Source organism: Rhizobium lentis (genome assembly GCF_014200175.1).
Classification (GTDB): Bacteria; Pseudomonadota; Alphaproteobacteria; order Rhizobiales; family Rhizobiaceae; genus Rhizobium; species Rhizobium mulingense.
Window position 1 is genome coordinate 221,302 of the sequence record NZ_JACHBD010000003.1, and the last position, 13,433, is coordinate 234,734.

The 13,433-nt window shown below is 61.7% G+C and carries 9 protein-coding genes; 4 read left to right on the forward strand and 5 right to left on the reverse strand.

All coding sequences use genetic code 11. The annotated features are described in order from the left end of the window. Nucleotides 1-123: 123 nt before the first annotated feature. A complete protein-coding gene (gene aspS / locus GGI60_RS09225) occupies nt 124-1,914 on the reverse strand; it encodes an aspartate--tRNA ligase (protein ID WP_183914980.1) in 1,791 nt (596 codons plus the stop codon). A 253-nt stretch (nt 1,915-2,167) separates the two neighbouring features. Here aspS and GGI60_RS09230 point away from each other — a divergent pair, with 253 nt between their 5' ends. From GGI60_RS09230 to GGI60_RS09245, 4 genes are all read left to right on the forward strand, one after another. Then, nucleotides 2,168-3,559, forward strand: a complete 1,392-nt coding sequence (locus GGI60_RS09230; protein ID WP_183914982.1) for a multicopper oxidase family protein — start codon at nt 2,168-2,170, stop codon at nt 3,557-3,559. A 130-nt stretch (nt 3,560-3,689) separates the two neighbouring features. After that, a complete protein-coding gene (gene rnd / locus GGI60_RS09235) occupies nt 3,690-4,835 on the forward strand; it encodes a ribonuclease D (protein WP_183914984.1) in 1,146 nt (381 codons plus the stop codon). 77 nt (nt 4,836-4,912) lie between these two features. Continuing rightward, on the forward strand, nt 4,913-5,974 hold the full coding sequence (locus GGI60_RS09240) for an adenylate/guanylate cyclase domain-containing protein (RefSeq protein WP_183914986.1): 1,062 nt from the start codon (nt 4,913-4,915) through the stop codon (nt 5,972-5,974). A gap of 105 nt (nt 5,975-6,079) precedes the next feature. Continuing rightward, entirely contained in the window at nt 6,080-7,438 is a 1,359-nt protein-coding gene (locus tag GGI60_RS09245) for an esterase-like activity of phytase family protein (RefSeq protein WP_183915006.1), read from the forward strand. A 260-nt stretch (nt 7,439-7,698) separates the two neighbouring features. On the opposite strand, the gene ppx is transcribed toward GGI60_RS09245, so the two are convergent. The 4 genes from ppx to GGI60_RS09265 all read right to left on the reverse strand — a co-directional run bounded on the left by ppx (nt 7,699) and on the right by GGI60_RS09265 (nt 13,331). Then, complete coding sequence (ppx, locus tag GGI60_RS09250) at nt 7,699-9,219, reverse strand: exopolyphosphatase (protein WP_183915008.1); 1,521 nt, start codon at nt 9,217-9,219, stop codon at nt 7,699-7,701. 12 nt (nt 9,220-9,231) lie between these two features. Beyond that, the gene (locus tag GGI60_RS09255) at nt 9,232-11,436 is read right to left on the reverse strand and encodes an RNA degradosome polyphosphate kinase (protein ID WP_183915010.1); all 2,205 of its coding nucleotides are present in this window, start codon (nt 11,434-11,436) and stop codon (nt 9,232-9,234) included. 64 nt (nt 11,437-11,500) lie between these two features. Continuing rightward, nucleotides 11,501-12,214 carry a DnaA regulatory inactivator HdaA gene (hdaA, locus tag GGI60_RS09260; protein ID WP_183915012.1) on the reverse strand — a complete coding sequence of 238 codons (714 nt, stop codon included), beginning with the start codon at nt 12,212-12,214 and terminating at the stop codon, nt 11,501-11,503. After that, entirely contained in the window at nt 12,207-13,331 is a 1,125-nt protein-coding gene (locus tag GGI60_RS09265) for an AI-2E family transporter (RefSeq protein ID WP_183915014.1), read from the reverse strand. The genes hdaA and GGI60_RS09265 overlap by 8 nt, the downstream gene beginning before the upstream one ends. Nucleotides 13,332-13,433: the final 102 nt, after the last annotated feature.

Consider the following 13,433-nt stretch of genomic DNA (forward strand, 5'->3'; position numbering starts at 1 on the left):
TAGCGTTCAGCCACCCGCCCCCATCCTTCAAGGCTCCGGCCGTTGGCCTGCATATCTCAGGATGAAGGCTGATCGAGTTGCCGTGCCCTAAGGAGGCCGATCGGCGCCTTGCAGCCTGTTATATCAGTCCTTCTTGACCGGCGGGATCGGCCGAATTGAGAGCTCGCGCAGCTGCGTCGGGGTTGCCGGGGTCGGCGCGCCCATAAGCAGGTCCTGGGCCTGCTGGTTCATCGGGAACAGCGAGATCTCACGCAGGTTCTTGGCGCCGACCAGCAGCATGACGATGCGGTCGATGCCGAAGGCCGCACCGCCATGCGGCGGGGCGCCATACTGGAAGGCGCGGTAGAGGCCGCCGAAACGGTCTTCGACGTCCTGCTGGCTGAGGCCGACCTTCTCGAAGGCCGCGACCATGGTTTCCGGCGACTGGTTGCGGATCGAGCCCGAGGCGATTTCGAAGCCGTTGCAGACGGCATCGTACTGGAAAGCCTTGATCGTTAGCGGATCCTGGTTCTGCAGCGCGTCGAGGCCACCCTGCGGCATCGAGAACGGGTTGTGGGCGAAATCGACCTTCTTCTCCTCGTCGTTCCATTCGAAGAAGGGGAAATCGACGATCCAGCAGAGTTCGAAGCGATCGCGGTCGACGAGGTTCAGTTCTTCGCCGGCCTTGGTGCGGGCCTCACCGGCAAACTTGTAGAACTTTTCCGGCTCGCCGGCGACGAAGAAGCAGGCGTCACCATCGCCGAGGCCGAGCTGGGTGCGGATCGCTTCGGTGCGCTCCTCGCCGATATTCTTGGCGAGAGGACCGGCACCTTCGAGCTTGTCGTTTTCGCTGCGCCAGAAGATATAGCCGAGGCCGGGCTGGCCCTGGCTCTGCGCCCAGGCGTTCATCCGGTCGCAGAAGGCACGTGAGCCGCCGGTCTTTGCCGGGATCGCCCATATCTGAACCTTCGGGTTGGAAGCGATCATGCCGGCGAAGACCTTGAAGCCGGAGCCGGCGAAATGCTCGGTCACCGCTTCCATGACGATCGGGTTGCGCAGATCCGGCTTGTCCGTACCATATTTGCGGATCGCCTCGTCATAGGGGATGCGCGGCCATTCCTTGGTGACCGGCTTGCCTTCGGCGAACTCCTCAAAAATCTGGGTCATCAGCGGACCCATGGTGTTCCAGACGTCTTCCTGGGTCACGAAGCTCATTTCGAGGTCGAGCTGGTAGAATTCGCCGGGCAGGCGGTCGGCGCGCGGATCCTCATCGCGGAAGCACGGCGCGATCTGGAAGTAGCGGTCGAAACCGGCAACCATCAGCAGCTGCTTGTACTGCTGCGGCGCCTGCGGCAACGCATAGAAGGTGCCAGGATGAATGCGCGAGGGCACGAGGAAGTCGCGCGCGCCTTCCGGCGAGGAGGCCGTCAGGATCGGCGTCGTATATTCAGTGAAGCCGACAGCGCCCATTTCGCGGCGCATCGCCGATATCACCTGGGTGCGCTTGACGATGTTCCGGTGCAGCGTTTCGCGGCGAAGATCGAGGAAGCGGTATTTGAGGCGGACGTCTTCAGGATATTCAGGCTCGCCGAAAACCGGCAGCGGCAATTCCTTGGCGGCAGAGAGCACCTCGATCTCCTGCGCGTAGAGCTCGATCTCACCGGTCGCCATCGTCTTGTTGACGGTGTCTTCGGTGCGGGCTTTGACGAGGCCGTCGATGCGGATGACCCATTCCCCACGGACGGTCTCGGCCAGCTTGAAGCCCGGGCTGTCGGGATCGGCGACGACCTGGGTGATGCCATAATGGTCGCGAAGGTCGATGAACAGAACGCCGCCATGGTCGCGAACGCGATGGACCCAGCCGGAGATACGGACGGTCGAGCCGACATCCGTCTTGCGGAGGGCGGCGCATGTGTGGCTGCGATAGCGATGCATGATCTCAATTCCTGGCATGTGGCTTAAGACGGCAGCAAGGGTCCAAAGCCATCAAGCGCCGACAAGAAAATCGGGCGGAAAAGCGCATGGACGCTCCGATTTGTCAAGGCTTGGCGCGTGCCCGCCGCGCGATTGGCGCGCGTTTATGGCGAAGCAGCTGCCCGCATGCTGCGGCAGTTTGGCCGCGCCTGCGGTATTGATGAAGATGTCGGTCAACTTTAAAAGGAGGTGCATTTTCATCGTGGAGCCATGCATGCCTTTGCTGACCCGCCGCAACCTTCTCAAGGCATCCGCCGTCGCGGGCGCCTACGGCGTCGGCATGGGCATTGCCGGCAAATTCGGGCTTGCTGCGGCCGCACCGGCGCCGCAGCTGCTGACCGCTGTGAAGATCGAGGCCATGCTGACCGGGGGGGTACCGACCCGGGATGTCATGAGCTGGGGCCATGACGGCATGCCGCCGGTTCTGAGGATGACTAAAGGACGGCCCTACGCGGCACGGCTGAACAACCAGCTGGACGAGCCGACGACGATCCACTGGCATGGGCTGCGGATCGACAACCGCATGGACGGCGTGCCCTTCGTGACGCAACCCTATATCTACACCGGCGACAGTTTCGATTATGCTTTTACGCCACCCGATGCCGGCACCTTCTGGTATCACCCGCACTGCAACACGCTGACGCAGTTGGGACACGGCATGACCGGCATGCTCGTGGTCGAGGACCCGGCCGATCCCGATTTCGATGCCGAGGTGCTGCTGAACCTGCGCGACTGGCGGCTTGGCGGCGACGGACAGTTCATCGCCCCCTTCCGGCCGCGCGACGCCGCCAAGGGCGGCACCTACGGCACGGTGCGCACCGCCAACTGGCTTCAGGAGCCGCAATATGATGCGCCGGCCGGGGGACTGGTGCGGCTGCGCATCGCCATCACCGACGTGACGCGCATTTTCTCGCTGAAAATGGCGGGCGCCGATGCGAGCGTCATCGCCATCGACGGCAATCCGGTGCCGAAACGCTTTCCCCTCGAGCTCCTGCAGATCGGGCCCGGACAGCGGCTCGACCTTGCCGTGCGCATGCCGGACGGCGAAGGCGCCGTCGCGACGCTCGAGGACATCCGCGGCACGACGCCGAAGACGATCGCCAGTCTCCGCGCCGTCGGACAATCGCTCAAACGCAATGTCGGCGATCTCGGCCCGCTTGTCGAAAACCCTGTCCCGAAGGCCGATCTTTCCGCTGCCGAAGAGATCCCACTGGTGCTGAGCGCCACTGCGGAAAATGCCTCTGTCGAGAGTATCTGCGGCACGCTCGGCTACAGTTTCTGGGCAATCAACAAGGTGCCTTGGGCCGGCGACACCCCCGACCCGACGGCGCCGCTAGCGGAACTGAAGCTCGGCAAGAGCTATGTCTTCAATCTGGAGAACACCACGCCGCACGCCCATCCGATCCATCTGCACGGAATGAGCTTCACGGTAATCTCTTCCTCGACGCGGGAGGTGATGCCGCTCGTCTCCGACACCTACCTCGTCCAGCCGGACGAGAAGGTGCAACTGGCCCTCGTCGCCGACAATCCCGGCGACTGGGTGCTGCATTGCCACATCATCGAACATCAGAAGACCGGCATGACCAGCTATGTCAGAGTGAGCTGAAGCATTTGCTTGCCTCAGTTTGGACGTGATTCTTCGCCAGCAATGCGCGAAGCTTATGCTGTTGTATTGACATATCGAAGCGAAAGGAGAAGGAAGGTTCAACCGACCTTTTCCTTGCGAATGAATTGATATGATCGAAACCACCGCCGATTTGGCGGCCGCCTGCAAAGAGCTGGCCAAGTCCGACTTCATTACCATCGACACCGAATTCCTGCGTGAGACGACCTTCTGGCCGGAACTCTGCCTGATCCAGATGGCAAGCCCGACACTGGAGGTTCTCGTCGATCCGCTGGCCAAGGGCATCGACCTCGCCCCCTTCTTCGAGCTGATGGCCGATACGAAGGTGCTGAAGGTCTTTCATGCGGCACGCCAGGACATCGAAATCATCTTCAATCGCGGCAATCTCATTCCACATCCGATCTTCGACACTCAGGTCGCCGCCATGGTCTGCGGCTTCGGCGACAGCGTCTCCTACGATCAGCTGGTCAGCCGCATCAAGAACGTCCACATCGACAAGTCGTCGCGCTTCACCGACTGGAGCCGCCGGCCACTTTCCGAAAAGCAGCTGGAATATGCGCTGGCCGACGTCACCCACCTGCGCGACGTCTATCTGTCGCTGAGTTCACAGCTCGACCGCGAAGGCCGCACGTCGTGGCTCCGCGAGGAAATGGACATTCTCGAGGCCCGCGAAACCTACGACATGCATCCTGATGACGCCTGGCAGCGGCTGAAGATGCGACTGCGCAAGCCGCAGGAGCTGGCGATCCTGAAATATGTCGCCGCCTGGCGCGAGCGCGAGGCGCGGGCGCGTAACGTGCCACGTTCGCGCGTATTGAAGGACGACGCGATCTATGAGATCGCCCAGCAGCAGCCCAAGGATGCCGAAGCGCTCGGCCGATTGCGCACCATTCCGAAGGGCTGGGAGCGCTCCGCCTCCGGCACGGCCGTCGTCGAAGCCGTCAATGCGGCACTCGCTCTTCCGAAGGCAGATATGCCGCATGTGCCGCGGCAGACGCAGGCGCCGGAGGGCGCAGCTGCCGCAGTCGAGCTGTTGAAGGTGCTGTTGAAGCTGATCTCGGAAAAACACGGCGTCGCGCCGAAGGTGATCGCCAACAGCGAGGATCTCGACAAGATCGCCGCTGATGGCGAGAAGGCTGACGTCGCTGCTCTGCACGGCTGGCGGCGCGATCTTTTCGGCGAGCCGGCGCTGCAGCTGATCCAGGGCCAGATCGGACTGCGATTCGCGGGCCGGAAGGTTGAAACCGTCGCGCTCTGACACCAAATCGAATTCGCTTGACGCTGTTTTCCCAGCTGAAACAATGGCCGGGTGAAACTGCGAAGCGAAGGGGCGGCATGCGGGAAATATCTCCGACGCAGAACTGGATCCTGATCGTCCTCGTCCTCGCGGTGAGCGGCGTCGTCTATGATTCGATGTTCTACTCCGATCAGACGCCGGTCATCGGGGCGATCTTCGCGCTGTTCATCGGCATGCCGATCATCGCCTTCGAGCGCAAGGTGCTGTTCCGCGGGCTCTACCGGCGCGTCCAGAAGCTGCCGACCTTCGCCTTCATCATCACCGAACTGGTGATCTACGAAATCCTGATGAGCATCGGTTTCGCCTTCGCCGGCCTGTTGCTTCGCTCGCTCGGCGTGCTGAAGCCGTCGTCGCTCCTCGATCTCATCATCATGCCGTTCGACGTCTTCCTCTATGCGCTTGCCGTCTGCTCGGCGCTGATCTTCATCCTGCGCGTGCGGGAGCTGCTCGGTCGCGAAGTATTCATCAGCATGCTCATCAGCCGCTATCGCAATCCGGTCAAGGAAGAGCGTGTCTTTCTGTTCATCGATCTCGTCGATTCGACGGCTTTTGCCGAAAAGCACGGCGACCTCCGTGCGCAGCAACTGCTGAGCTCGCTGTTTGCGACCTTCGCCGAGCCGGTGCGGCGCCACAAGGGCATGATCAACGACTATGTCGGCGATGCGGCGATCATTACCTGGCCGCTTGCCCGCGGCGTCAAGGATGCGCGCTGCGTGCGCTGCATCTTCGATATCATTGCCGATATCGAAGCCAATGCCGCCGGCTGGCGGAAAAATTACGGACAGGTGCCGAAGCTTCGCGCCGCTCTTCATGGCGGCGAGATCATCACCGCAGAAGTCGGCGTCGATCACCACAAGATCAGCTATTTCGGCGATACGGTTAATACGACCGCCCGGCTGGAGACGCTCTGCCGCAGCCTGAACCGGCAGGTGCTGATCTCCGCGGAGCTTGCCCGGCGCATGACCTTTCCCGACGACATCTCCTGCGACGATCTCGGCATCCATGCCGTCAAGGGACGCGGCCAGGCGCTCGGCGTCATGGCGCTTTCCTCGCGGGCGGTGACCGTGCTCAACACGCCCGCGGTCGTTTTGCACGGCTGAGCAACGCTCTTATCACCAGTCACCAAAGCTTCACCCAACCGTCAATTCGCTGACACGGAAGCCCTGCTAAGCGGAAGCCATTCGCATCCGTTCCATGGGGATATTATGAAGAACGTCCTTTTTGCTTCCGTATCGCTTTTCATTCTAATTGCCGGTCCCGTTTCGGCCGATCGGCAACAATTCCCGTCCAAGCTCGCCGGCCAGGCGATCCTGCCTGCCAACACCATGGTTGCGGCTCCGGCCGACGCCTCCGATTTCCTCAAGCATTCCGGCAAGTTCACGACGCCGGACCGCAGGCGCGCCGAAGCGCTCGGCACCGTTCCCGGCAAGGACGGCGCACGTGTGACTGACCTGAAGCTTCCGTTCGACGGCCAGCCGATCCAGGGTTTCTCGGGCATCAAGACCATGGCCGACGGCACCTTCTGGACGCTCTCCGACAACGGCTTCGGCTCCAAGGCCAATTCTTCCGACTCCATGCTGTTCCTGCATGAGATGAAGTTCGACTGGGCCGCCAACAAGGCCGAAGTCGTCAAGAACCTCTTCCTCTCCGATCCGAACAAGATCGCTCCGTTCCCGATCATGCTCGAAGGCACCGACACGCGCTACCTCACCGGCGCCGACTTCGACATCGAATCGATCCAGCCGGTTGCCGATGGTTTCTGGCTCGGCGACGAGTTCGGCCCCTATATCCTGAAATTTGATACGGCGGGCCGCCTGACCGATGTCATTGCGACCACACTCGACGGCAAGCCGGTGCTGTCGCCCGACAATCCGCTGATTCAGCTGCCGGGCAATCCGGCCGCGAAGATGCCGGTCTTCAATCTGAAGCGCTCCGGCGGCTTCGAAGGCCTTGCCATGTCGAAGGACGGCGCCAAGCTCTACGGCCTGCTCGAAGGCGCCATTTACAAGGATGACGGCACGATGGAAACGGCCGACGGCCACACCGCCATCCGCATTATCGAATTCGACGTCGCCGCCAAGAAGTGGACCGGCCGCAGTTGGCTCTATCCGTTCGATGACAAGGGCGTGTCGATTGGCGACTTCAACATGCTCGACGATACGACCGCTCTCGTCATCGAGCGCGACAGCGGCGCCGGCACCAAGGACAAGGCCTGCGCCGATCCGAAGCAGCCGAAGCCGGATTGCTTCGAGGCGCCTGCCGAGCTGAAGCGCGTCTACAAGATCGAGTTCAACGACGCCAATGCCGGCAAGGCCGTCCGCAAGATCGGCTATATCGACCTCTTGAACATCCAGGACCCCGACAACAAGAAGAAGGCCGGAGCCAAGGACGGCGTCTACGACATGCCGTTCGTGACGATCGAAAACGTCGATCGCGTCGACGCCACCCACATCATCATCGGCAACGACAACAACCTGCCCTTCTCAGCCGGCCGCGCCGTCGACAAGGCGGATAATAACGAGTTCAGCCTGCTTGAGGTTGGTAAGTTTTTGAACGCGAAGTAATTCGGGTTTGATGTGAGATGGAGGGGCGGTGCGGAAGTGCCGCCTTTTTCTTTGGTTTACGCACCCACTTCCTCCCTCATTCCTGTGCTCGTCACAGGAATCCAGTGCGCTCAAGTCCTTGAGCGCGGGAGACTCTTTAAAGGCAAGTGAGTCATTCACCGCGCGGACGCGCGGTGGCTGGATTCCTGTGACGAGCACAGGAATGAGGGAGAGTGGAGGGATGGCGCCGTCAACAACGGCCCGCCTTAAAAATCTCTGCCCTATTCGAACCGAAACGCCAGCCTCTTATTCGTCAGCCGCGACAGCTGCTGCAGGCGGCCGTCCAGGCGTTCGCCGGCGAAATCGCGGTATTCGGAGGGAACGACGAATTCGAGGTCGAAGTCCGGGTTCGATGATTTGCGGAAGGTCAGGTTCTTGACGATGCCCGGCATCGAGGCCGAGAAGAGGTAGACGACGCGGAGCATGCCGCCGAGCAGCTTGGCGCGCTCGATGAAGGGTGGCGTGGCGATCTGCGCAAGCGGGCCGGTGGCGCCGTCGTCGTGCAGCCCCTCGAAACGGTAATAATTGGTCAGTGCGATGAAGGCACGGCCGGGATGGCTGATGCCGACGAAGGAAGAGTGGGCGATGACGTTCAGTGCCTGCAGGCCACGATAATCAGGGTGGGCGCGCCAGCTGATATCGGCTAGCAGACAGGCGGCCTGACGATAGCGGCTTTCCTCTTCGGTTTCCTGGACGTCGAAGAAGGGCATCATCCGGCCGGTCCATTCCGCCAGTTCGCGGGCATGCTCGGGCGAACGGGCACGCAGGATCGCCAATTCACCGGCGGCGGCCAGCAGCGGATCGAGGCGTCGCTCACCCTCAGACAGCAGCGAGTAGAGATACCCCTCGCGCACGCCCTGCGCCGAGAAGGAAATCATCGACGGCCTCATCGCGCTCAGCACTTCCTTCATGGCGACGGCGCCGAAGGGCAGCAGCGACCGGCGGTGCTTGGACACGGCTTGCAGCGCCGGCTCTCTGGAATCGCGTGCGGTCACCACCTGTTCGAGGAACAGCATCATCGCCTCGAGCGAGACCTCATACCCCTGCATCATGTGCAGCGGATAATGGGTGATTTCCATGTGCAGCTTAGCGATGTTTCGCCAGGTGCCGCCGACGGCGTAGAAGGTGCGCCCCTCGCCTTTCGACAAGAGCTTTGCCGTCTTCACCTGCTTGCGGGCGAAGGCTCTAGCCTTGGAAAGCGAACCGCCGGCATATTCCGACAGGCGCAGGCCGCCGAGTGGCAGTGTGATGCCCTTGCCCACTTCCTTGCCCTTGATGTCGATCAGCTCCAGCGAGCCGCCGCCGAGGTCGCCGGCGATACCGTCTGGATCGTAGAAGCCGCTGATGATGCCGAGCGAGGCGAATTTCGCCTCTTCCTCGCCCGACAGCACGCGAACCTTGCGGCCGAGGATGGTTTCCGCCTGATGGATGAAATCGGGACCGTTGCTCGCCTCGCGCGCCGCGGCCGTCGCCAGCACATACATGGTGGCGGCGCGCGCCTGATCGGACAGGGCCTTGAAACGGTGCAGCGCCGCCAGAGCCCTGATGACGCTCTCTTCATTCATCTTGCCGGTGACGGCTATGCCCTTGCCGAGGCCGCAGAGGACCTTTTCGTTGAAAAGGATGGTCGGCGAGCGGGACAGGCCCTCGTAGACGACGAGACGGATGGAATTCGATCCGATGTCGACAACGGAGACCGGAGCGATCCCCGGAAGGCGCCCCTGGGCTTCAGATTCAACCATTTAGGTCCAGTATTACTTGTTGTTGCGGCCTTCGAGCAGGCCGGCGATGAGCTTCGGCGCGCTGGACTTCAAAGCTTCACCACGGCCCGAAAGGCTCGGATTGGTCATGAAATACTGCTGCGCATTGAACGGTTCCTCGCCCCTGCGCACTTCCATGCGGCGCGACGTACCGTCGGGCAATATCTCGTAGCTTTGTTGATTGTCAATCACGTTGCCGAGCATAATCTGTGACAAGACTTGCTCGTGAACGGTCGGATTCGTCAGCGGGACCATCGTTTCAACGCGGCGGTCGAGATTTCTCGGCATCATGTCGGCCGAACCGATGTAGACCAGCGCCTTGTCGGACGGCAGGCCGTGGCCATTGCCGAAGCAGAAGATGCGGCTGTGCTCGAGGAAGCGGCCGACGATCGACTTGACGCGGATCTTCTCCGAGAGACCGGGCACCTGCGGACGCAGGCAGCAGATGCCGCGCACGACGAGATCGATCTCCACGCCGGCGTGGCTGGCGCGATAGAGCGCGTCGATGATATCGGGATCGACAAGCGAATTCATCTTCATCCAGATCGCCGCCGGCGCGCCGTTGCGGGCATGCAGGATCTCTTCCTCGATGTGGCGCAGGATGCGCGGGCGCATCGTGTAGGGCGAAATCGCCAGCTGCATACCCTGTTCCGGCTCGCCATAGCCGGTGATGAAGTTGAAGATGTTCGCCATGTCGTGGGCGATAACGGGATTGCAGGTGAAATAGGAGAGATCCGTATAGATCTTGGCGGTGATCGGGTGGTAGTTGCCGGTCCCGAGGTGGCAATAGGTCCTGAGCTTGCCCTCCTCACGGCGGACGACCATCGACATCTTGGCGTGGGTCTTGAGCTCAATGAAGCCGAAGACGACCTGCACACCGGCGCGTTCGAGGTCGCGCGCCCAGCGGATGTTCGCCTCTTCGTCGAAGCGAGCCTTGAGCTCGACCAGCGCCGTCACCGATTTGCCGGCTTCGGCGGCGTCGATCAGCGCACGCACGATCGGGCTGTCGTTCGAGGTACGGTACAGCGTCTGCTTTATCGCCAGGACGTCAGGATCGCGCGCAGCCTGGAGAAGAAACTGGACGACCACGTCGAAAGACTCATACGGGTGATGGACGACCATGTCCTTCTCGCGGATGGCGGCGAAGCAGTCGCCGGCATGTTCGCGGACGCGCTCGGGAAATCGCGCATTGTAAGGCTGAAACCTGAGATCGTCGCGCGGCGCCTTGGTGATCTCCGACAGAGTGTTCAGCGCCAGGAGTCCCGGCAGAACGGCGACGCGATTGTCGGGGATGCTGAGTGCGTGCACGACGAACTGGCGCAGCGAGGCCGGCATTTCAGAATCGGTCTCGATGCGGATGACCTTGCCGCGGCGCCGCCGCTTCAGCGCCGTTTCGAAGAAGCGGACAAGATCCTCGGCCTCTTCCTCGACTTCGATATCGCTGTCGCGGATGACGCGGAAAGTACCCGAGCCCTGCACCTCGTAGCCCGGATAGAGCCGGTGGATGAAGATGTTGGCGACATCTTCGAGCGTGATGTAGCGGATCGTATTCGCATCATCCGGCAGGCGGACGAAGCGGTCGAGCGCCGGCGGCAGGCGCAGGAGCGCCGTCATCGGCTCGCGGCCGTTCTTGCTGACGAGCTGCAGGCCGATCGAGAAGCCGAGATTGGGAATGAACGGGAACGGATGGGCCGGGTCGATCGACAGCGGCGTCAAGACCGGAAAAATCGCCTGTTCGAATTCGGCGGCCAGCCACTGGCGGTCGGCATCGCTGAGCGCGCCGGGGCGCACGATCAGGATGTCTTCCTTGGCGAGGTATTGCTGCAGCACGGCGAGTGAGGCCTGCTGCTCCATCTGCAGATGGTCGATCTCCTGCAGGATCGAGTCGAGCTGTTCGGCCGGTGTCTTTCCGTCGGGGCTGCGGATGGCGATATTCTGGCGCACCTGGCCCTCGAGACCGGCGACGCGCACCATGAAGAACTCGTCGAGGTTGGCGGCCGAGATCGACAGAAAACGGACGCGCTCGAGCAGCGGGTGCTCGGTATTCAGCGTCTCTTCCAGCACGCGGCGATTGAATTGCAGCCAGGAGAATTCGCGGTTGATGAAGCGCTCCGGGCTGGTTAGCAGCTCTCCCAGCGGTGGGGTGTTGTCGTTGGTTTCCGGAGTGAGTTCCTGATGTTCTGCGACTGCGCTATCCATGGTCCACTACCCCGTTTTCAATCGCGACGGCAATTATATCAGTTTCACGACGGAACTGTGACAGTCAATCGGCCGGTTCCGAATTTCCCAATTCATTCAATACTTCGGCAGCAAGAGACCGGGTGATCTTCGTGCCCCGGGACAGGGCCAGCCGGTCGAGCCTTTCCACGATCGTCTGGGCCGCGTTCAGCGATCGCTCCATACGGTTAACGATATAGAGCACGAGTTTGTCATCTATATAAAGCTGCCGGTCGGCGAAGAGCTTGACGATAACCTGCGACAGCAGCGCTTCGTCGGGTTCGCCGATCTCGACGATCGTCGCAGCCTTCAGGCGCGAACGCAGATCGGGCAGAGAGACCGGCCAGGAGATCGGCCAGAGGCGGCTGGTCATCAACAGGCTGGTGCCATGTTCGCGAACGCTGTTGATGACGTGGAAGAGCGCATTGTCGTCAAAGCCGAGGCGGTCGGCATCCTCGAACAGCACCGGGCCGGCGGCGGCGGCGACGGCGGCGTCCGAGCCAAGCTCGGGATGAATGCTGACGGCGCCGCTTAGTTCCCGCCAGATGCGGGCGAGATGCGATTTCCCCGAACCGACCGGACCGGCAAGCACGACGACCGGCGATGGCCATGCCGGCCAGGCATCGACGATCGACACGGCGGCGGCAAGACGTTCCGAGATCAGGAGATCGTCGCGGCCGCTGGCGGAATCGTGCGAAAAGACCAGCGGCAGCTGCTCTCCGGCCTTGCGCTTCGGATCAGCGTTCTTCACGTCATTCATTGGGAACTGATTTCGTCTTCTGAGCGCGGCCACTCGGCGACCCGCCAAAATAAAGATCGCTCTGAAGGTAGCGCGAAAGCGCGAAACGAACAAGGACGCCGACGGCGGCGGCTGCCGGCACCGCGACCAGAAGCCCGACGAAGCCGAAGAGCGCGCCGAAGGCAAACAGCGCAAACATAAGCCAGACCGGATGGAGGCCGACGCTGGAGCCGACGAGCTTCGGCTGCAGAATGTTGCCTTCCAGGAATTGGCCGCTGAAGAAGACGACGAGCACCAGCCCGATCCAGGGATAATCCGGCCAGAACTGCACGATCGCCACCCCGACGGAAAGAACGAGGCCGACCAGCGAGCCGACATAGGGGATGAAACTGATCATGCCGGCAAAGAGGCCGATCAGCAGGCCGAAATTCAAGCCGACGAGCGAGAGGCCTGCGGCATAATAGATGCCGAGGATGAGGCAGAGCGAACCCTGGCCGCGAATGAAGCCGGCGATCGCCTGATCGATCTCCTTGGCGATCTGGCGGACATCGGCGACATAATCGCGCGGAATCCACTGATCGACCTTGGCGATCATGCGGTCCCAATCGAGCAGGATATAGAAGGCGACTACCGGGGTGACGACGAGCAGCGAGATGACGTCGACGATCGCCTTGCCGGAATTCCAGATCTGCGCGAAGAGCCCGGTCAGGAAGCCCATGCCTTCGGAAAGAATGCCGGAGAAATTATCCTTGATCGTGCCGGCCTGGCTCCGGACCCATTCCGGCAGAAGCGAGTTTTTGGAGGTGTCAATGAACTGCTGCAGCTGGCTGATATAGCCCGGCAGCCGCTCGGCGAAATCGTTGAACTGGCTGACGAGCACGGGAATAAGGATCATCAGCGCCAGCGTGAAGGTGATGACAAAGGCGATCAGGATGACGATCGTCGCCATCATGCGGCTGAGGCCAAGTCGCTGCAACCGGTCTGCCACCGGATCGAGGAAATAGGCGATCGCCATACCGGCGATGAAAGGCAGAAGGATCGAGCTGAAGACATAAAGAAAGGCGATGAAGAAGACGAGCACGGCCAGCCAGAAGAATATCTGGCGCTTGAGACTGTTGCCGCTGACATGCTGTGGCATCGCTTCCCCGCTGATCGCTCGCCGCCGCTAAACGCCGCGTCTTCCCCGACGCGGTCATTCAGCACATAGGATGCAGGCGTAAAGATGGTCAACCCTGTCGCG